Genomic DNA, 25,936 nt, shown 5'->3' on the forward strand with positions numbered 1-25,936 from the left:
GCCTTCCGGTGGGGTTCGATCGGGCTCACGCGGCCGCGGTGTCGAGTAGGTCGGTGATGTGGCGCCGGTGTTCTTCGGGCGTGCCGTAGAGGGCGCGGCCCAGGGTGATCCGGCGCAGATACAGGTGCAGGTCGTGTTCCCAGGTGACGCCGATGCCGCCGTGCAACTGCACGCAGTCCTGGGCGATCACCGGGGCTTTCGCTCCCACATAGGATTTCGCGATGCTGATCGCCTCGCCCGCACCGGCCGGGTCGTCGTCCCACGCGGCCGCGGCGGCGGTGGCGGTGGCTCGGCACGCTTCCAGCCAGGTCTTGTTGTCGGCCATCCGGTGCTTGAGCGCCTGGTAGGAGGCCAGCTGCCGCCCGAAGGTGTAGCGGTCGAACAACCAGGTCAGCGTGGCGGCGAGGGCGGTGTCGGCGGCTCCGGCCATTTCCGCGGCGGTGAGTGCGGCCGCCGCCTGCGCCTGCGCGCGTATCGCGGCCGCGGCATCGTCACCGGCGTGCACCACCGCGTCCGCGGACACCGCGACGTCCTCGAACGACACCCGTGCGGTACGGCGGACCAGATCCAGCGTCCACGTGGGGGTGATCGTCACGCCCGGGGCGTCGGCGCGCACCAGCAGCTGCACCGGGCCGTCCGGGCTCTGGGCGGTCACCAGGAACACGTCGGCCTGATCGCCCGCCTCCACGCGGTCTTTCACGCCGTCGACCCGGTAGCCGTCGCCGTCGCGCCGGGCAAGGGTGCTCGGTTCCATGGCGCCGGCGTAGGGGGCGAGTGCCTCGAAGCCGCGGCCCGGTTCGTACACCGCCCACGTCACGATCGTTTCGCCGGTGCATACGGCGGCGACGAGCTCGGCGAGACGGCCCGCTTCCGCGGCGAGCCCGGCGAGAACGGCGTTGGTCGTGACGAACGGGCCGGGCGCGCAGGCGCGACCCAGTTCCTCGGCCACGAGCGCGAGTTCGGTCATCGCGCTCCCGGAGACCGTTCCGCCGCCGAGTTTCTCGGGCACCAGCATGGCCGTCCACCCCAGTTCGGCCGCTCGCCGCCACCAGCTCCGGTCGAATCCGGTCCCGGACTCGGTGAGGGCTCGCACGGTGCCGACCGGGACGGTGCCCGCGAGGAAATCGCGGGTGGTCGACTGGAAAAACCGCTGATCCGCGGTGGTGTCGAGGGGCATGATTCCGGTCCTTCGGTTGACGCACGGCGCGGGATATGGAAATCTCATACTCACAGATGAGAGTCATATTCTCAATCACGGAAGTCAACTGGCACTGCTCGCCGAAAAGCGGGGCAGGCCGGGGCGTCGAAGGGACCGTCGAGTGGTGAACAACTTCCAGGAGCTGGACTTCTTCCTCGGGCAGGAGCTGGTCGCCGATCCGTACCCGTACTTCGACGCGCTGCGCGAGCAGTGCCCGGTGACGCGCGAGAAGCATCACGACGTGATGATGGTGACCGGCTACGACGAGGCGCTCGAGGTCTACAACGACGTCGAACGGTTCTCCTCCTGTATCTCCGTCACCGGTCCGTTCCCCGGTTTCCCGGTTCCGCTGGAGCCGGGATCCGACGTCGACGCGCTGATCGCCGAGCACCGGGACAAACTGCCGATGAGCGACCAGTTGCCGACCCTGGACCCGCCGGTGCACACCGATCACCGCGCCTTGCTGATGCGGCTGATCACCCCGAAACGCCTCAAGGAGAACGAGCAGGCGATGTGGGCGATCGCCGACCGGATGCTCGACCAGTACCTGGCCAAGGGCAAGGGGGACTGCATGGGTGAATTCGCGGGCCCCTTCACGCTGTATGTGATCGCCGATCTGCTGGGTGTCCCCGAGGACGACCAGGAGGAGTTCCTCCAAGCGCTGCAACGCGATCCGCACCGCGAGGGCGCCAGCGTCGGCAGCACCGCGGGGGAGAACATGTCGCACAACCCCATCGAATTCCTCTACGCCAAGTTCTCCGACTACGTCGAGGACCGCAGAACGAACCCGCGTGGCGACGTGCTGACCAGCATGGCCACCGCGACCTTTCCGGACGGCCGCGAGCCCGAGGTGCTCGATGTGGTGCGGGTGGCGGCGAACCTCTTCTCGGCAGGACAGGAGACCACGGTCCGGCTGCTCAGTTCGGCGCTCAAGATCTTGGCCGAGCGCCGGGACATCCAGCAGTACCTGCGCGAGGACCGCAGCCGCATCCAGAACTTCATCGAGGAGTGCCTCCGGATGGAGAGCCCGGTCAAGGGCGACTTCCGGCTGGCCAAGGTATCCACTACGGTCGGCGGGACCGAGGTGCCCGTGGGCACGGTCCTGATGGTGGTCAACGGCGCCGCGAACCGGGACCCGCGCCGCTTCGAGGATCCGACCACCTTCGCGGCGGAACGCTCGAACGCGCGGTCGCACTTGGCCTTCGGTCGCGGTGTGCACACCTGCCCCGGTGCGCCGCTCGCGCGTGCCGAAGCCCGGGTCGCCATCGAGCGGCTGCTCGAGCGCACCACCGACTTCCGCATCGACGAGAGCGTGCACGGCCCCGAGGGCGCGCGCGACTACCGCTATCTGCCGACGTTCATCTTGCGCGGGCTCACCGCGCTGCACCTGGAGTTCGACGTCGCGGAGGGCGGGGCCCGATGAAGGTCACCGTCGACGCGGATCGCTGCCGGGGCCACGGCGTCTGTCTCGGCCTGTGCCCGGACGTGTTCTCCTTGACCGACGACGGTTACGCCGAAGCCACCGTCGCCGAGGTGCCCGCGCACTTCGAGGCACAGGTGCACGAAGCAGTGCAGTCTTGCCCCGAGCGTGCCATCGTCGTCGAGTGAGTAGGGCGGCGAGCACGCCGCCCGGAGCGCTGATCAGCTCCGGTCGGCGGGCCAGTCCGCGGCGATGGCGGCGTCCAGTATCCCCAGGTCGCCGCCCAATTCGGTGACCAACGCGCGCGCTACCGCCACATCTTTGCGGAGGAACTCGCCCACCGAGGCGCGGAACACCTCGACCGCCCCTTTCGCCGCGACGCTGGTGACGGCACGGCCGCTACTGCTCGCGTGCGGCAGTGCGGCGAGCAGGGTGGCTTCGTCCACCTCCAGTTGGCCACCCAGCCGGATCGCGTCGGCGACCAGGCCGATCTGCGCCGCGAACAGCGCGTTGTTGACCAGTTTGACTCGCTGTCCGGCACCCAGCGGACCCACGTGCAGGACCGGATCGGCATACGCCCGCACCACCGCTCGCGCGCGATCCACCGCGTCTTCGGCGCCGCCGAGGAAGACGGTGAGTTCGCCCGCGGCGATGCTGTGCGGTCCGCCGCTCACCGGCGCGTCCACCACAGCGACGCCGGGGGGCGCCGCCGCGGCGATGTCGGCCACCGTCGCGGGGCTTCCCGTGGTGTGCACGATCAGCACGGCATCGTGCGGCAGAGCGCGCAGCAGGGGTCCGTCGAGGCACACCTCGCGCACCTGGTCATCGGTGAACACGCACACCACAACGGCTTCCGCGGCGCGGGCGGCGGCGGTGACGGAGTCGACCGGTTCGGCTCCGGTCTCGGCGAGCGCCGCACGCGCCTCGGCGGAGCGCCCGACCGCTCGGACGCTGTGCCCGGCTTGCACCAGGCGCCGGATCATCGGGCGGCCCATCCGCCCGGCTCCCACGAATCCGATGCGCACGCGAGGTTCTCCCTTCAGCGCTGCCGGTCCATCAGCGCGAGCGTCGCGTCGGCGGCGCCGAGCACGATTCCCGGGGCGATCCCCGCCGCCTCGGCCAAACCGGCCACCAGTCCGACGTCCTTGCGCAGCAGATCGCCCGCGTGCGCGGCCAGCCGGTCCAACGTGCCGCCCGCGGAGACGATCCGGCCCAGCGCGAAACTGTTCGCGGTGCCGTGTGCGATCACTTCGCCGAGCCGGTCCGGGCTGATGCCCAGCTCCTGGCCGAGCGCCAGGGTGCTGGCGGCGGTGGCGAGATTCGCGGTGAACAACAGGTTGTTCAGCAGTTTGGTGGCCTGCCCGGAGCCCACCTCGCCGAGGTGGACGATCGGGTCGGCGTAGGTCTCGAACACCGGCCGGCTGCGCTCGACGGCCTCGCTCGCGCCGCCGGCCATCACCAGCAGCCTGCCTTCCGCGGCGGCGGGCCCGCCGCCGCTGACCGGCGCGTCGATCACCGCGACCTGCTGGGCCGCAGCCGATTCCGCCAGCTCCCGGCAGGTGTCCGGGTGCACGGTGGAGTGCACGGCGATGATCGACCCCGGTGCGAGTCCGGCCAAGACGCCGTTGTCCCCGGTGACCACCTCGCGCACGTCGGCGTCGCCGACCACGCACAGGCAGACCAGATCGCTGCGCGCGGCCAGGGCGGCGGGTGATGCGGCCGTCACCGCCGCGGTGTCGGCGAACGGCTCCAGCGCAGCGGGGCGGCGCGCCCACAAAGTGGTCGGGTAGCCGCCTTCGACGATGCGGCGCGCCATCGGCGCGCCCTGACTGCCCAGCCCGATGAACCCGACGCGCATCAGCGCACCTCCTCGGTAGTGGTTTCCGGCACGGGGGCGGGCCGGTAGAAGACGGCCAGCAGTCCGGCCGTGGCCAGCACGCCCACACCGAGCGCGATGCCGCCACCGGCCCAGCCGGTGATCTCGATGTCCGCCGCGTGGTCCAGCGATAGCCACCCGGGCCCGAGCACACCTAGCGCCAGCGCGACCACGGCCAGCACGAGTACGTACTCGTAGCCTTCCTTGAAGACGAAGAACCCGTTCGCGCGGTGCGCCAGCAATCCGGCGACGAGCATGACCGAGACGACCGCCGCGGCCGCCAGCGGGGTGAGCAGACCGAGCACCAGCAGTGCGCCCGCGCCGATCTCGGTGATCACGCTCAGCCAGGCCTGCAGCACTCCGTTGCGCAGCCCCAGCCCGCTGAACCACCGCGCCGTCCCGGGGATCCGGCCGCCGCCGATCCAGTGATTGACGCCGTGCGCGATCATGGTGACTCCTACGACCAGCCGCAGCAGCAGCAGCGCGACATCGGTGACCTCCATGGCCTCACCTTCCTGGCCGCGCGTGCGCGCCGCCGTCGAATTGCATAGCGGGACCGGTGAATTCGCCGGTCGTCTCGGCGACGACGCACTCTTCCGCGAAGGCGAGCACCTGCAGGTGGTACGCCGCCGCCGTGTGGCCCAAGCTGACGTTGTGCCCCGTGTTGGGTTGCAGATTGAGCACCACCCGCGGCGCGGCGCGGAACAGTTCGCCGATGCGGGTCAGTTCCTCGATATCGTTGCGCCACACCGTCTCATGATCGCCCGCGGTGAACCGCACCGGGATCCGCACCCGCGCGGCCGAGCGCGGGAATTCCTGATCGGCCCAGTTGGCGATGGTGGCGGCTTCCAGCTTCGGGCCGGGTACGGCAATCGACGCACCGCCCACGAGTTCGGGCGGATACAGCCGCCGCGGCCGCCACAGCAGGTCACCGAGCCCGGCGGGCCGGGTGCCCTCCGGGCGCGGGCCCCACAGCACTTCCTGGGCTTCGGGATGGTGCGTTCGGCCGGTGCCCGCCAGCTCCAGGCCGAGCAGTCCGCGTCCGCGCTCGTCGGCGGCCATGCGCAGCGCGAGTTCGCATCCCGCCGAGTGCGCCAGCAGGAAGACGCCCGCGCCACGCGCCCGGTGGCCGAGGTGGGCTTCGACGGCCCCGTACATGAGATCGACCCGCCGCCGTGGTGATACGAGCTGGTCGGCGAACGGACCCGAAGCGCCGTAGCCGGGCCGGTCCAGCGCCAGCACGGTGTAACCGAGACGCTGTCCTGTCCGCAGCAGCGAGAGCTCGGGATGCCCAGGGCAGTCGAAGTACGCCGAGGTGGTGGCGCCGCCGTGCAGGGCGACCAGCACCGCGCGGGGCGCGGGCGCCTCGGCCAGCAGCCCCGACACGGGGATGCCGTCGACCTCGGCCTCCACGGGCAGCGGTCCGGCGTCGGCGAGGGGGGTGAGGTCGGATTCGGTGAGAGTCATGGCGTGCCTGTCTATGTCGCCGCGATCAAGAATCGGCGCGCAGCAGCATCGCCCCGCCGGGTGTGAGCCCGCCGCTGGAGACGACCGCGACCCGGGCGCCGGCGACCTGCCGCTCCCCGCCCGCGCCGCGCAGCTGCACCACCGCCTCGTGCAGCAGGCCCATGCCGTGTGTGCGGCCGTGGGAGAGCTGGCCGCCGTGCGTGTTGACCGGGATCGTGCCGTCGCGGGCGATGTTCTTGCCTCCGTCGAGGAAATCCTTGCCCTCGCCGATTCCGCAGAAGCCGAGCGCCTCGATCCAGGACAGGCAGTTGAAGCTGAACCCGTCGTAGAGTTCGGCGACGTCGACGTCCTCGGGGCGCAGCGTGGTGCGCGTCCACAGGTGCGCGGCCGGGCCGAGCACCTGTGGTTCGTGGGTGAGCGTGCTCTGGTCCCACTCGACGCGTTCGATGATCTGCGTGCCGACCGCCTCCACCAGCACCGGCGCGGTGGGCAGATCGCGTGCGGCGTCGATCGCCGAGACGATCACCGCCACCGCGCCGTCGCAGGGGACGTCGCAGTCGTAGAGCCCGAACGGGGTGGTGATCGGCCGCGCCGAGAGGTAGTCGTCCATGGTCATCGGGTCGCGGTAGACCGCGGTCGGCTCCAGTTCGGCGTTGGCGCGCTGGTTGAGCGCGATCCAGCCCAGCGTCTCGCGCGTGGTGCCGTAGCGGTGGAAGTGACGCTGCGCGTTCTGGGCGAGCGTGTGCGCGGCGGAGATCGCGCCGAAGGGCGTGAGCCAGCTCGTGGTGCGGCCACCGGAGGACGGGATCCGTCCCGCCTTCGCCAGCTCGTTGAAGGTCGATTCCCAGACGGTGCGGAAGCACAGCACGTGCCGGGCCAGCCCGGCCGCCACCGCGGTCATCGCCGCGACCACCGACCCGCCCGGCCCGAAGGTCTCGATACCGCCGTTGTGCCAGCTGGGGCGCAGACCGAGCGCGGCTTCCAGCGCGGTCACCCCGCCCTCGCCGAAGCCGCCGAGATTGCCGCCGCCGGGATAGGACGCCAGGCCGTCGATGTCGTCGAGCGCCAGGCCCGCGTCGGCTACGGCGCGCTCGCACGCCTCGATCGTCAGCTCCAGCGGCGGCACCATGAGCCTGCGCCCGATCCGGGACATCCCGATTCCGGTGAGCGCGACCTTCTCCTCGAACTTTTCCTGCCGCAGCATCGGCCGCACATATTCGGCGAACCGCTCCGGCTCGATCTCGTCCACCGGCAGCGGTGCGGGCTCGGTGTGCTCGGCGGCGGGCCGGAACAGCGGCAGCCAGACGTCGGCGTCCTGCTGGAAGACCACCTCGACCCGCATGCCCAGGGCGAGGTCGCCGGGATCGGCGTCGATGATGTTGGTGGTCAACCGGACTCGGGGATCCTCCACCAGCGCCACCTGCGCCACCACGTACGGCGGTCGCAGGCCGGGCACGGCGAACCGGTGGTTCACCGTGAAGCTCGCCAGAGTGGCCGCGCCGGAGACCTCCCGCACACCGAGATCGTGCCCGCGGCAGTACCGGCACACCGGCTGCGGCGGATGGATGAGCGCCGTGCAGGATCGGCACTCCTGGATGCGCAGCGTGCCGTCGGCCCCCGAGGTCCAGAAGAACTCGGTGTCCAGGCCGAGCAGCGGCAGCGGCCGGCCCGACGGCTCGGCCGTCGTCGCAGGCGTCTTCTCCTCCGCGTCTGCCACAGCGCCTCCTCGTAGTCGTCGCAGCCGACCGCCGCGTGTGTCCGGCGTCGGCCACACGCGGCGGGTCGTCCGGTTCGGTTGTTGCCGACCGCTTCCGGTCAGATCTGAGCCGTGCCCTTGTGCACGGTCACCGGCTCGGCGAGCCGCTGCTCGTCGCAGACTTTCTGCAGCTTCTCCAGCGTCTCGTCGAGCCCGGGACCGAGCCGGGGACCCGGGGTGAACTCGGTGGGCAGGTGCCGCATGCCCTGGATGACCGCGATCGTGTCGTAGTGCACGGTCTCCTCCGGGATGCAACGGAAGTCCGGCATCCGGTCCAGCACGGCCACCAGCATCCGCTTGAACACCGTGCGGGCCACATTGGAACCGATGCAGCGGTGGATGCCGAGACCAAAGCTGTAGTGCCGGTTGCCTTTCCGATCCAGGATCAGTTCCTCCGGATTGTCGAACACCGCCGGGTCGCGATTGGCCATCGCCCAGGACAACCAGACCCGATCACCTTCTTTGAAGGAGGTTCCCGCCACCTCGCAGTCCTGGGCGATGGTGCGCGCGTCGCCCGGAGCCGGGGTGTAGTAGCGCAGGAATTCCTCGGTGGCCGAGTCCAGCAGCAGATCTCGTTCCCGGCCGAGGGCTTCGCGCTCGCCAGGATGCTCGGACAACCATTCGAGGGCGTGCGCGGTGAGCGCGGTGGTGGTGTCGAAACCGCCGCCGATGAGCAGGCTGAGCATGCCCAGGATCTCCATGTCCGGCAGCGGCTCCCCGTTGACCGGCGCGGAGGCGACCGCGTGGATGAGGCCGGGACGGGGATTCTCCCGGATCTCGGCGAGGTTGGTCAGCAGGTCCAGGCCCATCGTGCGGTGCATCTCCGCGATGCGCGGGTAGTCCGGTGAATCCGGCGGCGTGTACACCGCGGCGTGCACCGGCTCGTTGTAGATGGTCCACTTCCGCAACGGGACGCCCAGCATCCCCAGGGTCAGCACGGCGGGAACGACATTGGCCAGATCGTCGACGAAATCGATACGGCCGCTCTCGATCTTCTCGTCCAGGGCCGCGCGCACCACCTCGTCCACGAACGGAATCCAGCGTTTGACGGCGGCGGGGGAGAGATACGGGTTGAGCGCGGAGCGCAGTTCCCGATGCTCGGGCTCGTCCATCTCCAGGATGCCGCCCCGGATGCCACGCGCCCGGGGCGGCGGCGGAATGGAGATGCCCTTGTAGCCCTTCCGAACTCCCTGCGGGTCGTTGTCGTTGGAAACGTGCGGGCAGCGCGCGAGTTCGAACACCTCCTTGTTGCCCGCCGCCACCCAGTGACCCTCGTAGGTGTCGGTCCAAGCGAGCGGGCACTCGCTCTGCATCTCCTCGGTGATCGACTGGAAGTTCTCCCGGTACTCCGGTGCGTAACGGTCGAAATGGAACCGAGGCTGCTTGCGATCGGTGACGTTTTGCACGGTCATGGCGCTGCCCCTACTCGGCGATCGAGATCGCGCGTTCCGGGCAGGAGTGGACGGCCTCGCGTACCCGATCCTGCTGATCCGCCGGAATCGATTCGCCGACCGGGGAGGAGTGGCCGTCGATCTCGCTGAGTTCGAACGATTGCGGGGCGATCATCGCGCACAGCGTGTGCCCTTGGCAGCGCTGCTGATCGACTCGGACCTTCACGGTGTTTCTTCCTCTCAGATGTGGTAGTCGTACCACTTCAGGTAGCCGCCCGCGTCGACGCGCAACTGCGTGCCGGTGATGTAGCGCGCCTCGTCGGAGGCCAGGAACAACACCGCGTCGCTGATGTCCTCGGGCTCGACGTAGGGGGTCGGCATGGCCTGCTGCACATGGAAGGCGGGTTCGGCGTCCGCGCGGGTGGGATGTTCCAGATCCGGGCGGAAGGATCGGTACATCGGCTCGCTCTGCAGCATCGGGGTGTTGCAGTTGGTGGGATGGATGACGTTGGCCCGGATGTTCTGCGGCGCGATGTGCAGGGCGAGCGCGTGCACGTATTGCGCCAGGCCGCGTTTGGCGACCACGTAGGCGATGCCGCCGGGATCCTTGCCCGGCTGGTCCACTTTCGAGACGTCCATCAACGCCGCCACCGACCCGGTGGCGATGATCGAGCCGCCCGCGCTCAGATGCGGCAGCGCGACCTGGATGGTGTTGATCACGCCGACCAGGTTGGTATCGATGACGTCGGACCAGGCCTGCCACTGCGGCGTGCCCTTCATGCCCGCGATGCCGGCCTGGGCGATCACGATGTCCAGCCGCCCGAACTCCGCGACGCCGCGTTCCAGCACGGCGCGCAATTGCCCGCCCTCGCGCACGTCGGCCGGTTCGGCGACGATGCGGCGACCGGTTTTCTCGACCAGCCGCGCGGTCTCGTCCAGGTCTTCCTGGCGCGACAGCGCGTACCCGATCGTGTCGATGTCGCGGCAGATGTCCACCGCGATGATGTCGGCACCTTCCTGCGCCAGCCGTACCGCATGGCTGCGGCCTTGGCCACGAGCGGCTCCGGTGACGAAGGCGACCTTGCCCTCTACACGTCCCACGGGCCTTCCTTTCGATCTTGCTCTATTCGGGCTGCATCCGTCCCGCACGCTCGGTGCGCGACGGGTCTCAGGTGTTGCGTCCGCCGTTGACGCCGAGGATCTGGCCGGTGATGTAGCCGGCCTCCTCGGAGATGAGGAACGCGCAGGCGGCGGCGATGTCCTCGGGTGTGCCGACCCGGCGGACCGGAGTCCGCTGGATGTGGTCCTCCACGGTGCCGCCGAGGCGGCGAGCCTCCTCGTTCTTGCGCAGCATCGGGGTGTCGATGAACCCGGGCGGCACCGCGTTCACGGTGATGCCGGACGGGCCCAGTTCCAGCGCCAGCGCTTTGGTCAGGCCGTTGACCGCCGACTTGGCCGAGACGTAGTGCGTCATGAACGGCTGGCCCGAATGCGTGCTGGAGGAGGAGATGTTGACGATGCGCCCCCAGCCGGCCGCCAGCATGTCCGGCAGCACCGCTTGGACGCAGTGGAAGACGCCGTTGAGGTTGACATCGATCACTCGCTGCCATTCCTCGAACGCGATGTTCTGGAAGCGTTTGAAACCGTCGACGCCCGCGGCGTTCACCAGCACGGTGACCGGGCCGAGCTTGCCGCGGATGGCGGTCAGCGCCTCGGCGATCTGCTCCGGTTCGGTGACGTCGGCGCGGTAGGCGAAGTCGTCGTCGGCGGGCGGATTGAGGTCCAGCGAGGCGACATGGAAACCGTTGCTGCGCAACCGCCGTGCGATCCCCAGCCCGATTCCGGACGCCCCTCCGGTGACCACTGCCGTCTTCACGCGTGCGACCCCTCTCCGATACTCGAGCCGACCGGCGCCCGGCGCTGGCTCGGCTCGGTCGAGGCCGGGTGGCGTGTTGTGTCGACCACAAGAATCTCCCTTCCGAATGCGAGAACCGTACTCTCGTTCAGATCGGGTGCGCAAGAGCCGCACTCCGAACGGTGGAGTCCGGGCTGGCATGCCCGCGGCGAGGGACGGCACGGGGCGCAGGTTGGCGATAGTGGCTGCATTTCGGTAGGGCGAGTGTTAAATTCTCGAATATAGAGAATGTTATTTCCACATCCGGCGAGGAGACAGGATGTCAACGCAGGAACAAGCGGTAGCGGTGGCGCGGCGGCTGCTGATCGACGGACAGCTGGTCGAGACCGGGCGCACGCTCGCATCGCTCGATCCCGCCACCGGTGCGGTGTACGGCCACGCGCCGGAAGCCGGTGTGGCGGAGGTGGACGCGGCCGTCGCGGCGGCGCGGCGGGCATTCGACACCACCGATTGGGCGACCGATCACGAGTTCCGGGCGCACTGCCTGAACCAGCTGTACCAGGCGCTGCGCGACAACGTGGAGGAACTGCGCGAGCTGACCATCGCGGAGGTCGGCGCGACGCGCACGCTCACCCACGGCAACCAGCTCGAGGTCCCGTTCGAGATCGTGCGCTACTACGCCGGGCTGCTGGCGGACTACGCCTGGAGCGAGGACCTCGGTGTGGTCGAGATCCGTGGTCAGCGGCACCGGCGCTGGGTGGAGCTGGAAGCCGCGGGCGTGGTGGCCGCTATCGCCGCCTACAACTACCCGCATCAGCTGGCGCTGGCCAAACTCGCGCCCTCGCTCGCCGCCGGATGCACCATCGTGCTCAAAGGCGCGCCCGACACTCCGCTGGCCACCTTGGCGCTGGGGGAGATCATCGCGCGGCACACCGACATCCCGGCCGGCGTGGTGAACGTCCTGGCTTCCTCCGATGTCGAGGTCGGCAAGCGGATGACCACCCACCCCGGCGTCGACGTCGTGACCTTCACCGGGTCCACCCCGGTGGGCCGCCAGATCATGGCCGCCGCCAGCGGCACGCTCAAACGGGTGTTCCTGGAGCTGGGCGGCAAGTCCGCGATGATCCTGCTCGACGACGCCGACTACACCAAAGCCGCTCTGTTCGCGGCGTTCAGCGTGGTCACCCATGCCGGGCAGGGTTGCGCGCTGACCACCCGGGTGCTGGTGCCGCGGCAGGACCACGACAAGGTCGCCGAGCTGATCGCGGGCAATTTCGCCCACGTCACCCACGGCGACCCGAGCGATCCCAAGACGTATATGGGCCCGCTGATCAGTGCACGTCAGCGCGAGAAGGTGCACGGCATGGTGCAGCGCGCGGTGGCGGCGGGCGCCACCCTCGTCACCGGCGGCGAGAAGCTGGACCCGGGCTACTTCTACCAGCCCACCCTGCTGGCGAATGTCGACCCGGACAGCGAGATCGCGCAGGAGGAGGTGTTCGGGCCGGTGCTGGCGCTCATTCCCTACACCGATGAGGAAGAGGCGGTCCGCATCGCGAACAACTCCATCTACGGCCTGTCCGGAGCGGTGTTCAGCGCCGACTCGGACCGGGCGAAGGCGGTCGCGCGACGCGTCCGCACCGGCACCCTCAGCATCAACGGCGGCAACTACTTCCATCCCGACGCGCCGTTCGGCGGATACAAGCAGTCGGGCATCGGCCGGGAGATGGGCCGCGTCGGGCTGGAGGAATTCCTGGAGCGCAAGACCCTCGCGGAGGTGGTCGCGTGAGCCGGCACCGGCGAGTGCACCGAGGACACAGCGCGCCCTCGTGCGCGACGGGACCGAGCACGGGCGAGGTGGAGTGGTGAGCAAGCCGCTGGAAGGCATCCGCGTGCTGGAAGTCGCGATGTACGGGTTCGTCCCGTCGGCGGGCGCCGTGCTCTCCGACTGGGGCGCCGACGTCGTCAAGGTCGAGCACGCCGTCACCGGTGACCCGCAGCGCGGCCTGCGGCAGGTCGGGGTGTTCAAGATCGAAGGCGACCCGAATCCCAATGTCGAGCACGCCAATCGGGGCAAGCGCAGCATCGGCGTCGACATGTCGGTGGCCGAGGGTCGTGAGGTGATCTACGACCTGGCCCGCCGTGCCGACGTGTTCCTGACCAGCTTCCTGCCGCAGGCGCGCGCCAAATTCGGCATCGATGTGGACGATATCCGCGCGGTGAACCCGGACATCGTCTACGCGCGGGGTAGCGCGCTGGGACCGCGCGGTGTCGAGTCCGACCGGGGCGGCTACGACATGACCGCGTTCTGGTGCCGCGGCGGCATCGCGGCCACCATTACCCCGCCCGGCACCGAGGGCATGATCCAGCCGCCCGGCCCGGCGTTCGGCGACACCATCTCCGGCACGAATCTCGCCGGGGGGATCGCCGCCGCGCTGCTGAAACGGGAACGGACAGGGCAACCTTCGGTGGTCGATGTCTCGCTGCTCGGCAGCGGGCTGTGGGCGCTGGGCCACACCGTCGCGTTGTCGGCCAGTCAGGACAAACCGCTGGTGGCGCCGGTGCCGGGCGCCCACGGCGCGCCGACCAACCCGCTCTCGGGCCTCTACGCCACCGCCGACGACCGCTATCTGTCGTTCGTCATGCTGCAGCCCGCCAAGTTCTGGGCGGACGTCTGCCGCCACATCGACCGGCCGGAGCTGGCCGACGATCCGCGTTTCGCCGACGCCGGGCAGATCGCCGCGCACACCGCCGATGCGGTGCAGATCCTGCGCGAGGTGATCAAGGGACGCACCCTGGCGGAGTGGACCGAGCGCTTCGCCACCCTGGCCGGACCGTGGGCTCCGGTGCAGGACTCGTGGCAGGTGACGCAGGACGCGCAGATCAGGGCGAACGAATATCTGTTGCCCGCAGGCGAATTGGAGCTGGTGTCGAGCCCGGTGCAGTTCGACGTCGGCGCACCGGAGCTGCGGCCCGGGCCCGAATTCGCCGCCCAGACCGAGGAAGTCCTGCTCGAACTCGGCCTGGATTGGGATCGCATCATCGCGCTGAAGGCCGCGGGCGCGGTCGCCTGAGCGTGGGAAAAGAGGGACCGATGCCGTACGTCGCATCGCTGGGCACGTATCTGCCTTGCTGGGGTAGCCAGCGCAGCCGGATCCCCGGTGACGACGAAGACGCCGTCACCTTGGCGGTGGAGGCGGGGCGTTCGGCTGTCGCCTTCGGCGAGCCGGTGGAACGGGTGGTGCTGGTCAGCCGGGACCTGCCGCTGGTGGAGGGCAGCAACGCCGCGGTGCTGCTGGCCGGTCTCGGCCTGGATCCCGAACTCGAGGTCATCGAGCGGCTCGGCGGCGCACCGGCAGCGCTGGACGCCCTGAGCTCGGCCCGCCCGCGCACCTTGGTGATCGGTGTCGACCTCGAACCGGCGGGTGCGGCGGCGGCCTGGGTCTCCGACCGCGACGGCCTGCAGGTGCGCACCGCGGCGCGGGTCACGCGCAGCCTGCCGGTGCGCACCCGCAACGCGCTCGGCGCGGTACACGACTACGGCGATCCCCGGCTGCTGCACGAACGGGGCCTGGTCGCCTCGCTCTCGGCGGCTTGGCTGGACACCCCGGTCGCGGTGGCCGGCGTCGACTACAAGCAGGCCGCGGCGCTGTGCCTGGCCGCGCCGCCGCAACTGCCGACGCTGGGCGCCAGCGCCGGGCTTTTCGCACTCGCGGCGATGGCCGACTGGGGCGGGGCCGGGTTGCTGGTGGGAGTGGAACAGGCCAACCTGTCCGGGATCATGGTGGTCCCGGGCGCGGCACGGGTGCGGCGCAACGAACCGCCCGCGCGAGCGCTTCCGGAAGTCGTGTCCCTGCCCGGCGCGGACCTGCCGATCTCCCTGGCGGCGTACGAGCGCGCGTTCGAGGCCAAGGTCCGCTGGGAGGCGGGCAGGCACGGCGACAGCGCGGAGCTGGACTTCCCGCCCCGCTACCGGGTGGGCCCGGACGGCACCCTGAGCACCGCTTACACGCTGGTGCCGCTGCCGCGGACCGGCAGCGTCTACGCCGAGACCACCGTGCGGATCCCGGTGCCGGGTCTGAAGAGCCCGTACTCGCTGGTGATCGTGGAACTCGACGACGTCGGGGTCCGCGCGCTGGCCAAGGTCACCGGCGCCGACCCGGGCACGGTGACCATCGGCGACCGCGGGCGCATGGTGCTGCGCCGGGTGGCGGTGCGCTCCGGCGTGCCCGACTACGGATACGCGTTCGAACCGGAACCGGAGGCGGCATGAGGAAAGTGGCCATTGTCGGCGCGGGGATGACGCCCTTCGCCGAACACTTCGCACTCGGCATCCAGGACCTGCTGCTCATGGCGTTCGCCGACTGCGCGGCCTCGGTCGACAAGGGCCTGCGCACGGCCGACCTGCAGGCCGCCTGGTTCGGCGCCATGGGCACCACCGGCGGTTTCCCGGCCGGCGTGCTGGCCGACGCGCTCGATCTACCGGACCTGCCCGTGACGCACATCGACAACTCCTGCGCCACCGGCAACGACGCGGTCCGCAACGCGCTGTTCGCCATCTCCTCCGGCGCGGTCGACGTCGCGCTCGTGATCGGTGCGGACAAGCTGCGCGAGACGGCGCAGAAGGATCTGCTCCGCGCGTGGGAGACGCTGACCAGGGACAACGCCTGGGACTACCAGCTCGGCCTGTTCGCGCCCGCCGGTTTCGCGTTGCACGTCAACCGGTATCTGTACGAGTCGTCGGCGACGCGGGAGCACCTGGCGATGGTGGCGGTGAAGAACCATCGGCACGGCGCGCGCAACCCCAAGGCGCGGTTGCGGTTCGAGATCACGATGGAGCAGGCGCTGGCCGCGCCGATCGTGGCCGACCCGTTCGGTGTGTACGACTGCGTCCCGCAGAGCGACGGCGCGGCGGCCCTTATCCTCGCCGCCGAGGACATGGTGGACCGCTACACCGACAGCCCGGTGTGGATCCGCGGCGTCGGTCTCGGCTTGGATTCGGTGATGCACCAGCACAAGCGGGACCTGACCACCTTCCCCGCGACGGTGCGCGCGGCGCGCGCGGCGTTCGCGATGGCGGGGCTGGGCCCGGCCGACGTCGACGTCGCCGAGGTGCACGATTTCTTCACCGGCATCGAGCTGATCAGTTATGAGGACCTCGGTTTCGCCGAGCGCTTCGAGGCGCACAAGCTGGTCGAGGCCGCGGCCACCGCGGTCGGGGGCGTGTTGCCGGTCAATCCCAGTGGCGGGCTGAAGACCAAGGGGCATCCACCGGGCGCGACCGGCGTCGCGCAGTGCGTGGAGCTGTTCGAGCAGCTGCGCGGTCACGCCGTCAACCAGGTGGACGGCGCGCGAATCGGGTTGGCGCACAACCTCGGCGGGCCCACCGCGGTGTCGGCGGTGACGATTCTCGAAGGGCCGCGCTGAGGCGCGCCCCGGCAGCGGACAGCCCCGCTGCGTAACGGTCTCGGCCGTCGCGCACCGGGGCTGTCGTCGCTCAGATCGGTTCCCAGACGGTGATCCTGGTCCGGGCCGGGTCGGCGGCCGGGGTGACCGCCATGCGTCCGTCGGCGGCCCGGGCGCCGAGTTCCGCGAGCACGGTGCGGACGTCGTCGTCGATGTCGTACACCGCGAGGTAGCGCGCCTCTCCTTCGCCGCCACGGACCAATCGGTGGCGGGCGCACGACAGGACGCCGGGAACGGCGAGCATCTCGGGGATGTGCGTCCCGGCGTACCACTCGTTGTATTCGGCGTCCATTCCGTCACGCGGAGTGGAGAAGATCAGCAGCCGCACTCCGCCGCCTCAGCTCGCGCGCAGGGCGTAGGCCGCCGCGTAGTCCTTGCGCGACCTGGTCGAGGTGTCGACGTCGGTCGCGTTCGCCCGCAGCGCTCCCACGGTCGCCTGCTCCTTCGGGATGTGCGCGAACGGGTCCCAATTGAAGTGGCGGGTGGCGTTCTCCCAGGTGATCTTGTGGATGTCGGTGTCGTCGGCCCCGGCGGCCTGCAGTTCCCCGAGCACGAACTCGGGGGCATCGGGCCAGATCGAGTCCGAGTGCGGGTAGTCGCATTCCCACGCGATGTTGTCGATGCCGATGTCGTGGCGGAACTTCAGCGCGGTCTTGTCGGTGACGTAGCAGGCGAGCACGTGCTCGCGGAAGACCTCGCTGGGCAGCTTGCCGCCGAAGTCGCGGCGCAGCCAGCGCTGATTGGTGTAGTGCCGGTCGGAGCGGTCCAGGAAGAACGGGATCCAGCCGACGCCGCCCTCCGACAGCGCGACCTTCAGTTTCGGGTACCTGCGGAACGCGGGACCCCACAACAGATCCTGGGCCGCGATCAGCGAGATGCTCGGTGCCAGCACCATCAGGTTGTCGATCGGCGCGTCCGGCGCCAGCCGCAGCACACCGAAGCCTTGGCCGATATGCAGGTTCATCACCGTCTCGTTGTCCGAGAGGGCCTGGAAGACCGGCGCCCAGTAGTCGAGATCGTGGTAGCTGGGCAGGCCGTCGATGTGCGGCAGTTCCGGCATCGTCACCGAGTGGCAGCCCCTGGCCGCCAGTCGCTCGATCTCGGCGACCGCCAGCGCCGGATCCCACATCGGCAGGATTCCGATCGGAATGAACCGGCCCGGGTAGGCGCCTGCCCAGTCCTCGATGTGCCAGTCGTTGTACGCCGAGATCATCGCGACGGTGATCTCGTCTCGGCCGCCGCGGCTGAGGTGGCCCGCGCTGAAGCCGGTGAACGTGGGGAAGCACATGGAGGCGAGCACGCCGTTGGCGTCCATGTCGCGGACGCGGTCGTGCACGTCGTAGACCGCGGGCCGCATCTCGGCGTATCCGGCCGGGTCCCTGCCCCATTCCTCGGCGGGCCAGGTGACGACGGCGTTGAGACCGGCCACACCGGTGGGCCGGTCCCGGTACACCCACTGGTCGACGCCCTTGTCGTCCGCGACGACCTTCGGTGCGAGATCGGCCCACTTCTTCGGAACGTGGCCGTCGAACATGTCGAGCGGCTCGACCACATGGTCGTCGATGCTCACCAGGATCATGTCGTCGATGTTCACGTGACTCCTCGCTGTTCGTGCGCTGCGCCGGGTCTGCGCCCGTGCGGTCTGAGACGGCAAATCTTCATTGAAGAGAATGTCACTCTCATAGCTGCAATAGACGATACACCTACGGCGGGGACGGGTCGACACTCGATCGGTGCGGCAGCGCGCGGTCTCCGCGGCCCGTGAGCCTTGTTGCGGTGCAAAAATGGAACTATTCTAAAAGGAGAATGACATTTCCGAATGTGAACGGCCCATGGACCCGCAATATCAGGAGGTCCTGAATGAACGACCACCATCGCACAGCAGCGGCACCACGGGAGCCGCTTGCGCCAGCCGGGCGGGCAGCATCCGGGAACCGTCGGCACGGGATGTCGGCATGAGCGCGCCGCAACCCCTGGTCGAGGACGCGCGGCGCGGACCTGCGCCTGGCATCCGCTTCGCCTGGGAGCTGACCGGTGGCCGCGATCTGCCCGGCGAGCGCGGCCGGACCGGCGGGTTCCCGCGCGACCCGCGCGAACTCGGCGCGTCGGAGTGCCTTGCGCTGATCGACGAGTTCGAGTCGATACGCGTATCGGCCGTCGAGATCGGCGGCGGCGAACCCACCGCACGGGACGACTTCTGGGAGATCGCCGCCTACGCGAGCGCGCGGGGAATCGGTGTCGACTTCACCACGGACGGAATCCGCATCACCCCGGACGCGGCGCGGCGGATCGCACGCGACGGCTCGATCCGGGTGAGGATCCGTTTGGACGGCGCCACCGCGGCGGCCGACGACGCGGTGCGCGGCGCGGGGTCCTACCGCGCGGCGGTGCGCGCCATGGAACTGCTGTCCTCCAGCGGTGTCTACGACTTCGAGCTCTCGGTCACCGTGACCAGGCACACTGTGGCGCGCCTGGACGCCTTCGAGACCATCGCGGCGATCTTCGGTGCGCGACTGCGACTGACCCGCCCGTGGCACGCAAGGTGGGATCCGGACTCGAACCCGACGGCCGAGCAACAGCGCGGGCTCCAGGAATGGTTGCGTGAGCGTGCCGAGCAGGTGCGTGCCGAGCCTTCGGTCTGCCCTGGCGGCGTCGCAACGGTGGTGGGCCGCATCGACGCGATCGGCGAGGTCTACGCGTGCACCGGCCACGCCGAGCTTCCGGCCGGGAACGTCCGCGCTCCGGGCGGATTCGGCGCCATCTGGCGCGACCGGCTGACCTCGGCGGCCGAGCGCGTCACGCCGGTGCCCACCGAGCGCCCACCGGCGTGACGCGCTCGCCGGAATCCCGGCCCCCGCGTTCGCCTTCGGCGCTGGGGTTCGGAGAGACCCGCTGCTTCACCGCGGACGAGGCGGCGAACGCCGCGGGGGCGGGCGCGGCGCTACTGGCGCGCGCTCGGCTACTCGACCGCGGAGGAAGGGGCCGTGGACTTCAGCGCCTCCGACGCAGACCTCGTGCGCCTGCTCACCGGCTATGTGGACGTGAGGATGGTGAACGAGGCCGAGGCGCTGCACCTGAGCGGCGTGCTGGCCCGTGCCATCGGCCGGCTGGCCCGGCTGCAGGTGGAGATATCGTGGCCGGGCAGATGCACCGGGCGCCCGAGACGATCGTCACCGCCTCCGCGCTCGCACGACGGCTACCGGAGGCGCAATGGCTCCTGGCCGGCCGCCGCACCGCCCTGGCGCGGCCGGACACCGCTCTGATCGCGCCGGCAATGGCCGCGGAGCTGGACGGGCATCCCGAATTCCGGCTCACCCCCTCGGGATCGGCGGACATCCGCGGGATCGGCACGTTGACCCCGGTACTGCTGAGCCGTGCGGACTAGCCGATCGCCACATGCACAGGGGCGCCGTCCACGATCGTGGCCGCGACGAGGTCCCGGTCCGGGACGGTGACCTCCTGCGGCGGCACGCGGAGCAGGGTCAGGTCGGCGGCCTCCCCGGCGGCGATGCCGCGTGGCACGGTCGGCCGGGCGGGGTGTCCGGCGAACAAGGCGAGTGCGGCAGCCAGCGATAACCGCTCCGGGCCCGGCTCGCGCTCGATGGCCGCGCGCACCACCCGCCACGGGTCCGGGTCGCCGAACGGAGCGTCGGTTCCCGCCGCGACACCGACTCCGGCGGCCTGCAGGGAGCCGAGCCGCCACAGGTCGCACCGGTCTTCGGCCGCCACCTCGCGGGCGTACTGCTCGGCCCGCTCCACCGGGAAATGCGGTTGGGTGATCACCGGAATACCGTTGCGGCGCAACCATTCCATGCTGTCGGCCGGCACCATCGCGCCGTGCTCGATCCGGTCACCGGCCAGCACACCGGCCTCTTCGATGGCCGCGATGGTCAGGATCAGCTGCACCCGGGTCACGCAGTGCACCGCGACGGGTCTGGCCGCCAGATGTGCTGCCCGGACGAGTGCGACGAATTCCGGCAGCGGGGGAAGCGTGGTGTCGTCGAGCAGGATTTTGGTCGGCCCCAGCGAGAATCGCGGCTGCCCTGGATCGGTTACGCCGGGCGGCGCCATGCAGTGCACCCGCTGCCGGATCGTCCCGGCTGCCACCGCCTCGCCGAGGGCGTGGACGTCGTCCTGGGACAATCCCGGCGTGGCGTCGGTGTATCCGGTGACGCCTGCCGCCGCGGCCCGAGCGCTGATCAGCGCCGGATCCGCCGTGGTGGCCCGCACTCGGGTGCCGAGCCAGGAGTCCAACCGCCACAAGCGCCCGTTCGCCGCACCGTGCGTATCGCGCTCCACGCCTGCAAGCGCGCAGGCATTCGCCCCCGTCTCCTGGCAGCCGCGGGAGTTCAGCACCCACAGCGCACCGGACCGGTGCTGGATCCGCACCGGACGATCCGGGACCAGGTGGTCGAGCACAGTGCGGTCGAGTGGACCCGCGACACTTTCGTGGTAGCCGACGCCGCGAATCCACTGTCCTGCCGGCAGTTCGGCGTCCGCCCGGCGCAGCGCCGCGGCGAACTCGGTGGCGTCCCGCACTCCGGGCGGCCCGACCGGCACCGACCCGGCCTGGGCGGCGAGCGCCCGCAGATGCACGTGGTGGTCGTGCAGTCCGGGCAGCAGCCATCCGCCGCGGGCATCCAGGTCGTCCTCGCCGGGCAGCGGACGCAACCCCGTGGCGCACTCGACGATGCGCCCGCCGCGCCAGCGCACATCGGTGTGCGGGCTACCGGGCAACGAGGCGTTGCGAATCAGCATGCGCCGCTCAGGCCAGGTACCTGACCACGTGCTCGGCGACGCAGGCCGGCTTGTCCGCGCCCTCGGCGGTGATCGTCACGGTGCGTTCGGCCTGGATTCCGCCGGGCACATCGGTGACGGCGGTGAGGGTGACGGTGCCGCGTACCCGGCTGCCGACCAGGACGGGACTGATGAAGCGCACCTTGTTCAGCCCGTAGTTGATCGCCATCCGGGCCGACCGCACGGTCATCAGCTGCTGACTGATCGGGGCGAGCAGCGCGAGGGTGAGGAACCCGTGCGCGATGGTGGCCCCGTACGGGCCGTCGGCGGCGCGGTCCGGATCGACGTGAATCCATTGGTGGTCGCCAGTCGCCTCGGCGAACAGATCGATGCGCCGCTGGTCGATCTCGATCCACTCGCCGGGCCCGAGCACGGTGCCCACCGCGGCGCGCAAAGCGTCGAAATCATGGAACTCGGTCATGCGGCATCCCTTCGAAGATCGACGTGAGCACGATATCCGGCGTGTGAATCCTCGGCCCCGCCGCCGCTACCGCAGGTGGTCCTTCATCACCTTGCCGGTCGCGTTCAGCGGCAGTGCCCGCAGAAAGCACACCGAGCGCGGAACCTTATAGCCCGCCATCCGTTCCCGGCTCCAGGCGATCAGCTCGTCCTCGGTGACCGGGCTCTTGGTCACCACGAAGGCCCGGCCGACCTGTCCGAGCCGTTCGTCCGGGACACCGATGACGGCGGCCTGCGCGATCGCGGGATGTTCCAGCAGAAACCCCTCGATCTCGGCCGGATAGGCGTTGAACCCACCGACGATGAACATGTCCTTCTTGCGGCCGATGATGCGCAGCCTGCCGTCGGAATCGAGACTGCCGAGATCGCCGGTGTGCAGCCAGCCGTCGGCGTCGATCGCCTCGGCCGTCGCCCGCGGGTCGTCCAGGTAGCCCTGCATCACGCTGTAGCCGCGGACGAGAACCTCACCGTCCTCGGCGATGCGGATCTCGACACCGTCGCAAGCCTGTCCGACGGTCGTCGCGATCTGCTCGAAGGTGTCCCCGGGCCGCGACGCGGTGGCGGTGCCCGCCTCGGTCAATCCGTATCCGGTCATGATCGACTGGAACGGAAGTTCCTCGCGCACCCGGCGGATGAGTTCGACGGGGATGTCGGCGGCTCCGGTGACCGCGGCTCGCAACGACGACAGATCGTGCTCGCCCGCGGCCTCCAGCAGCGAGTGATAAAGGGTGGGCGGGCCGGGCAGCATCGTGATCCGCTCCCGCGCCACCAGTTCCAGCACCCGATCGACCTCGAACACCGGCACCGGGAGGATCGTCGCGCCACGGATGAGCGACGCGACGAGACCCGCTTTGTATCCGAAGGTGTGGAAGAACGGGTTGACGATCAGGTAGCGGTCGCCCTCCCGCAGATCCGCCAGATCGCACCACTCCGCGTAGAGCCGCAGCGTCTGCGCGTGGTTCATCATCACGCCCTTGGGACGCCCGGTGGTGCCGGAGGTGTAGACGATGTCGGCGATGTCGGTGCCCGCCACGCTCCGCTCGAACGGCGCGCCGCTGTCCAGGAAATCCGACTTCAGATCGATCACGGGCACCTCGGCGGCGCCGGTGTAGTCGACGCCGAGGAAGCCCTGCTGGACGAGCACCGCTTTGGCGCCGCTGCGGCGGATGACGTCGCCGGCTTCCTCCGCCTTGAACCGGGTGTTCACCGGCACCAGCACGCCGCCCGCGGTGAGCAGGCCGAATGCCGCGACGATCCATTCGGCCGAATTCGGCGCCCAGATCGCCGCCCGGTCACCCCGCTCGATTCCCGCCGCGGCGAACGCCCCCGCGGCCCGGCGGACCCGGTCCGCGAGTTCAGCGAAGCTCCACCGCAGGTCCCCGTCGACGACCGCTTCGGCATCACCGAAGCGGTCTGCCGTCGTCAGGACCATCTCCGGGATGGTCTGCCACGTCATACTTTCAGCAGCCGCGCCAGGTTTCCGCCCATGATCTTGGCCTGGTTCTCCAGCGGCATGTCCTTGATCTCGTGGATGTAGCGCGCCGGCTCGGCCAGGCCCTCCGGATGCGGCCAGTCGGAGCCGAACAGCACGTGATCGGCGCCGATGACGCTGGACAGCCGTGCCAGATCCTCTTCCCAGAACGGGCTGACGTACAGGCTCTGCTTGATGGCCTCGATCGGGTCGCGGAAGCCGAAGCCCTCCGGCGCCTTCTTGTAGACGTCGGACAGCTGCTGCAGCAGCGGCTCCAGCCAGGCGGAGCCGTTCTCGATGACGGCGATCTTCAGCTCCGGGAAGCGGTTGAGCGCGCCGTGGCAGACCCAGGACGCCACCGCGTCGGTGACCGGACGCCACTGGTTGGTCATCGCGAAGGTGTTTGTCTTGAACGGCAGCATCTCGAGCGAGCTGCCCTCCCATTCGGCGTCGAAGCGCGAGTAGCCGCTGTCCGAGGAGTGCATGGTGACCAGCACGTCGAGCTCGACGACCCGCTGCCAGAACGGATCGAACTCCGGCAGTGCGAACGAGCGCATGCCCTTGAAGCCGGGCACCGGAGCCGGGCGCACCAGGATCGCCTTGGCGCCGTGCTCGACGACGCACCAGTTCAGCTCTTCGATCGCCTTCTCGACGATCGGCAGGGTGACCACCGGGACGGTGAAGATCCGGTCGGAGTGCACGAAATTGCCGTCCTGGCCCCAGGTCTCGAGCATCCACTGGTTCAGCGAGTGGATCACCGCGTGGATCAGCTCGGGATGGTTGCGCATGCGCTCCTCGACCAGGCTGGCCAGGGTCGGGAACATCAGCGCGCGCTGCAGCTGCAGCTCGTCCATGACCTTCAGGCGTTCCACCGGGTCGCGGAAGGCCTGGATGGCGCGCATCGGCTCACCGAAGATCTCGCGCCTGCTCTTGCCCTCGGGATTGCCGTGCTTGAAGTACTCCTCCATGGCGCCGGGCCGGGCCACGACGTCGAAGGTGGGGTTGGGGATGTACTCGCTGATCTGGCCGAGCACCGCGATCTTGGTACGCCCGTTGATCTCGACGTACTGGATGGTCCCCGCGTACTCCTTGGGCAGGTACTTGGTGAGCGCGTCCTTGGTCTCGTACAGGTGGTTGTCGGCGTCGAAGAGCTGATAGGGCAGCTCGACTTTGGTCATGGAATCCTCCTTGGCGAATAATGAGAATGTTATTCTCTTCAGGGTTGTACCGCAACGCTCTGGGCGACGGCGCGCGTGGCCGCGAGCTCCTCGCGGACCACGAACTTGCGGATCTTGCCGCTGGCTGTCCGGGGGAAGTCCGCGACGACGTGCACTTCCTCCGGCCATTTCTGCTTGGCCAGTCCGGCGGTGGCGAAGTGTGCGCGTAACTCGTCCAGGCTCGGCGCGGCTCGGCCCTGCTGCAGCCGCAGCACCGCGGCGGTGCGCTCGCCGAGCCGGGCATCGGGCACTGCGACGGCCACCGCCTCGGTCACGCCGGGCAGGGTCAGCAGCACCTCCTCGACTTCCAGCGCGCTGATGTTCTCGCCGCCGCGGATGATCATGTCGGACTTGCGGTCGGTGATCGTCAGGTAACCGTCCGCGTCCACCACGCCGATGTCGCCGGTGTGGTACCAGCCGTCGTCGTCGAAGGCGGCCGCGGTGAGTTCGGGATCGGTGTAGCCGAGACACAGATCCGGTCCGCGGCTGAGGATTTCGCCGTCCTCGCCCAATCGCAATTCCACGCCGGGGAGCGCGGCGCCGTCGGTGAACAGCCGCTTGGCCTCCGGTGCGGTGTGGTGCGATCCGGTGATCGAGGGGTGCTCGGTACTGCCGTAGGAGCGGTACACGGTGATGCCGACCCCGGCCAGCCGGGTGGTGACCACGGCGGGCACGGCCGCGCCACCCAGACCCGCGTAGCGCAGGTGAGGCAGGTGCTCGGGGGTGTAGTCCGGATGGTCGAGCAGGCTGGTGACGTAATAGGGCACGCCGCCGCCCACGGTGAGCCGTTCGGAGAGCATCAACTCGAGCACCTTGCCCGGATCCCAGACGTCGAGGAGGTTGATCGGCATCCGGTCGAGCACCGGGATCAGGAAGGCGTTCACCATGCCGATGAAGTGACCGATCGGCGCGCCGGTCAGCTGGTCTCCTCGATCGGCCGGGTACATGCCGGCGAGTTGCCGGGTCTCGTGGCCGAGCGTCTGGTGGCTGTGCACCACGCCTTTCGGGGCACGGGTGGTGCCGGAGGTGAACGCGATCAGCGCGGGGCCGGTGGGATCGACGGCAAGGGTCCCCGGCATGGGTTCCCGATCGAGCAGGTCCTCGAAATCGTTGCCGACGACGCCGACGATCGGGACGGCTTCGCGCAGGTCGGGGGCGAACTCGGCGTTGCCGAACCGATCGGTCGTCACGAACACCTTCGGGCGGACCGCCGCCAGGATGTGGGCGACCTCCCTGCGGCCGTAGAAGTGCACGATCGGCACCACCGTCGTCCCGAGGAAGGCCGACGCCCAGAACACCGCCGCGGCCTCCATCCAGTTCGGCAGCTGCAAGGCGACCGCGTCGCCCGGGCCCACCCCGCGTCGGCGCAATCCGGCGGCCAACCTGCGGGCGACGTTCTCGACCTCACCGAAAGTGCCCGACCACGGGCGCGCCGCGGAGTGCACGCGGAAGGCGGTATCCGGCGCTGCGGCCAGTCCGCCGGCCAGGAGGTCGCCGATCGTCTCCGAGGTCCACCAACCCTCCTCCTGGTAGCGGTGGACCAGGTCGAGGGGGATCTTGCGCATC

The 25,936-nt window shown here is 69.8% G+C and carries 25 protein-coding genes; 8 read left to right on the top strand and 17 right to left on the bottom strand.

What is annotated here, in order from left to right; translation table 11 throughout:
* Nucleotides 1-25: 25 nt before the first annotated feature.
* Entirely contained in the window at nucleotides 26-1,177 is a 1,152-nt protein-coding gene (locus tag LTT66_RS27775) for an acyl-CoA dehydrogenase family protein (RefSeq protein WP_233061445.1), read from the bottom strand.
* Nucleotides 1,178-1,319: 142 nt separating this feature from the next.
* Between LTT66_RS27775 and LTT66_RS27780 the strand changes: the two genes are divergently transcribed.
* Nucleotides 1,320-2,621 carry a cytochrome P450 gene (locus LTT66_RS27780; RefSeq protein WP_233061447.1) on the top strand — a complete coding sequence of 434 codons (1,302 nt, stop codon included), beginning with the start codon at nucleotides 1,320-1,322 and terminating at the stop codon, nucleotides 2,619-2,621.
* Nucleotides 2,618-2,806 carry a ferredoxin gene (locus tag LTT66_RS27785; protein ID WP_233061449.1) on the top strand — a complete coding sequence of 63 codons (189 nt, stop codon included), beginning with the start codon at nucleotides 2,618-2,620 and terminating at the stop codon, nucleotides 2,804-2,806. The genes LTT66_RS27780 and LTT66_RS27785 overlap by 4 nt, the downstream gene beginning before the upstream one ends.
* A 33-nt stretch (nucleotides 2,807-2,839) precedes the next feature.
* Here LTT66_RS27785 and LTT66_RS27790 read toward each other — a convergent pair whose 3' ends face one another.
* The 9 genes from LTT66_RS27790 to LTT66_RS27830 all read right to left on the bottom strand — a co-directional run bounded on the left by LTT66_RS27790 (nucleotide 2,840) and on the right by LTT66_RS27830 (nucleotide 10,984).
* Nucleotides 2,840-3,643: an NAD(P)-dependent oxidoreductase gene (locus LTT66_RS27790; RefSeq protein WP_233061451.1), complete on the bottom strand. Its 804-nt coding sequence runs from the start codon at nucleotides 3,641-3,643 to the stop codon at nucleotides 2,840-2,842.
* A gap of 14 nt (nucleotides 3,644-3,657) precedes the next feature.
* A complete protein-coding gene (locus LTT66_RS27795) occupies nucleotides 3,658-4,476 on the bottom strand; it encodes an NAD(P)-dependent oxidoreductase (RefSeq protein WP_233061453.1) in 819 nt (272 codons plus the stop codon).
* Nucleotides 4,476-4,997 (bottom strand): DoxX family protein, encoded by a 522-nt coding sequence (locus tag LTT66_RS27800; RefSeq protein WP_181725058.1) that lies wholly within the window; start codon nucleotides 4,995-4,997, stop codon nucleotides 4,476-4,478. Before LTT66_RS27800 ends, LTT66_RS27795 begins: the two co-directional genes overlap by 1 nt.
* 4 nt (nucleotides 4,998-5,001) lie before the next feature.
* Entirely contained in the window at nucleotides 5,002-5,961 is a 960-nt protein-coding gene (locus LTT66_RS27805) for an alpha/beta hydrolase (RefSeq protein WP_233061454.1), read from the bottom strand.
* 25 nt (nucleotides 5,962-5,986) lie between these two features.
* Nucleotides 5,987-7,678, bottom strand: coding sequence for a thiolase C-terminal domain-containing protein (locus LTT66_RS27810; protein WP_233061456.1), 1,692 nt, complete (start codon nucleotides 7,676-7,678; stop codon nucleotides 5,987-5,989).
* Nucleotides 7,679-7,776: 98 nt separating this feature from the next.
* Nucleotides 7,777-9,129, bottom strand: coding sequence for a cytochrome P450 (locus tag LTT66_RS27815; RefSeq protein ID WP_233061458.1), 1,353 nt, complete (start codon nucleotides 9,127-9,129; stop codon nucleotides 7,777-7,779).
* A 10-nt stretch (nucleotides 9,130-9,139) separates the two neighbouring features.
* A complete protein-coding gene (locus LTT66_RS27820) occupies nucleotides 9,140-9,334 on the bottom strand; it encodes a ferredoxin (RefSeq protein ID WP_181725050.1) in 195 nt (64 codons plus the stop codon).
* Nucleotides 9,335-9,348: 14 nt separating this feature from the next.
* A complete protein-coding gene (locus tag LTT66_RS27825) occupies nucleotides 9,349-10,209 on the bottom strand; it encodes a mycofactocin-coupled SDR family oxidoreductase (RefSeq protein WP_233061460.1) in 861 nt (286 codons plus the stop codon).
* A gap of 67 nt (nucleotides 10,210-10,276) precedes the next feature.
* The gene (locus LTT66_RS27830) at nucleotides 10,277-10,984 is read right to left on the bottom strand and encodes an SDR family NAD(P)-dependent oxidoreductase (protein ID WP_233061462.1); all 708 of its coding nucleotides are present in this window, start codon (nucleotides 10,982-10,984) and stop codon (nucleotides 10,277-10,279) included.
* Nucleotides 10,985-11,282: 298 nt separating this feature from the next.
* On the opposite strand from LTT66_RS27830, the gene LTT66_RS27835 reads away from it, so the two are divergent.
* The 4 genes from LTT66_RS27835 (at nucleotide 11,283) to LTT66_RS27850 (ending at nucleotide 16,387) form a co-directional block, all read left to right on the top strand.
* On the top strand, nucleotides 11,283-12,749 hold the full coding sequence (locus LTT66_RS27835; protein WP_233061464.1) for an aldehyde dehydrogenase family protein: 1,467 nt from the start codon (nucleotides 11,283-11,285) through the stop codon (nucleotides 12,747-12,749).
* 118 nt (nucleotides 12,750-12,867) lie between these two features.
* On the top strand, nucleotides 12,868-14,034 hold the full coding sequence (locus LTT66_RS27840; protein ID WP_233069420.1) for a CaiB/BaiF CoA transferase family protein: 1,167 nt from the start codon (nucleotides 12,868-12,870) through the stop codon (nucleotides 14,032-14,034).
* Between the two features lie 20 nt (nucleotides 14,035-14,054).
* Nucleotides 14,055-15,233 carry an OB-fold domain-containing protein gene (locus tag LTT66_RS27845; RefSeq protein ID WP_233061465.1) on the top strand — a complete coding sequence of 393 codons (1,179 nt, stop codon included), beginning with the start codon at nucleotides 14,055-14,057 and terminating at the stop codon, nucleotides 15,231-15,233.
* Nucleotides 15,230-16,387: a thiolase C-terminal domain-containing protein gene (locus tag LTT66_RS27850; protein ID WP_233061467.1), complete on the top strand. Its 1,158-nt coding sequence runs from the start codon at nucleotides 15,230-15,232 to the stop codon at nucleotides 16,385-16,387. Before LTT66_RS27845 ends, LTT66_RS27850 begins: the two co-directional genes overlap by 4 nt.
* 70 nt (nucleotides 16,388-16,457) lie before the next feature.
* On the opposite strand, the gene LTT66_RS27855 is transcribed toward LTT66_RS27850, so the two are convergent.
* Together LTT66_RS27855 and LTT66_RS27860 are read right to left on the bottom strand one after the other, a co-directional pair.
* A complete protein-coding gene (locus tag LTT66_RS27855) occupies nucleotides 16,458-16,754 on the bottom strand; it encodes a DUF4286 family protein (protein WP_233061469.1) in 297 nt (98 codons plus the stop codon).
* Between the two features lie 9 nt (nucleotides 16,755-16,763).
* Nucleotides 16,764-18,020 (bottom strand): amidohydrolase family protein, encoded by a 1,257-nt coding sequence (locus LTT66_RS27860; protein WP_233061471.1) that lies wholly within the window; start codon nucleotides 18,018-18,020, stop codon nucleotides 16,764-16,766.
* 361 nt (nucleotides 18,021-18,381) lie between these two features.
* Between LTT66_RS27860 and LTT66_RS27865 the strand changes: the two genes are divergently transcribed.
* Both LTT66_RS27865 and LTT66_RS27870 read left to right on the top strand, forming a co-directional pair.
* Nucleotides 18,382-19,257, top strand: a complete 876-nt coding sequence (locus tag LTT66_RS27865; protein ID WP_233061472.1) for a radical SAM protein — start codon at nucleotides 18,382-18,384, stop codon at nucleotides 19,255-19,257.
* A gap of 302 nt (nucleotides 19,258-19,559) precedes the next feature.
* A complete protein-coding gene (locus LTT66_RS27870) occupies nucleotides 19,560-19,811 on the top strand; it encodes a hypothetical protein (protein WP_233061474.1) in 252 nt (83 codons plus the stop codon).
* On the opposite strand, the gene LTT66_RS27875 is transcribed toward LTT66_RS27870, so the two are convergent.
* The 5 genes from LTT66_RS27875 to LTT66_RS27895 form a co-directional block, all read right to left on the bottom strand.
* Entirely contained in the window at nucleotides 19,808-21,184 is a 1,377-nt protein-coding gene (locus LTT66_RS27875; protein WP_233061475.1) for an amidohydrolase family protein, read from the bottom strand. The two genes, LTT66_RS27870 and LTT66_RS27875, sit on opposite strands and share 4 nt — an antisense overlap.
* Before the next feature lie 7 nt (nucleotides 21,185-21,191).
* The gene (locus LTT66_RS27880; RefSeq protein ID WP_233061477.1) at nucleotides 21,192-21,644 is read right to left on the bottom strand and encodes a MaoC family dehydratase; all 453 of its coding nucleotides are present in this window, start codon (nucleotides 21,642-21,644) and stop codon (nucleotides 21,192-21,194) included.
* Nucleotides 21,645-21,710: 66 nt separating this feature from the next.
* Complete coding sequence (locus tag LTT66_RS27885; protein ID WP_233061479.1) at nucleotides 21,711-23,138, bottom strand: FadD3 family acyl-CoA ligase; 1,428 nt, start codon at nucleotides 23,136-23,138, stop codon at nucleotides 21,711-21,713.
* On the bottom strand, nucleotides 23,135-24,331 hold the full coding sequence (locus tag LTT66_RS27890) for an amidohydrolase family protein (RefSeq protein ID WP_233061480.1): 1,197 nt from the start codon (nucleotides 24,329-24,331) through the stop codon (nucleotides 23,135-23,137). Before LTT66_RS27890 ends, LTT66_RS27885 begins: the two co-directional genes overlap by 4 nt.
* Nucleotides 24,332-24,369: 38 nt before the next feature.
* Nucleotides 24,370-25,935 carry an AMP-binding protein gene (locus LTT66_RS27895; RefSeq protein WP_233061482.1) on the bottom strand — a complete coding sequence of 522 codons (1,566 nt, stop codon included), beginning with the start codon at nucleotides 25,933-25,935 and terminating at the stop codon, nucleotides 24,370-24,372.
* Nucleotide 25,936: the final 1 nt, after the last annotated feature.

It is taken from the genome of Nocardia gipuzkoensis, from assembly GCF_021183645.1.
Classification (GTDB): domain Bacteria; phylum Actinomycetota; class Actinomycetes; order Mycobacteriales; family Mycobacteriaceae; genus Nocardia; species Nocardia abscessus.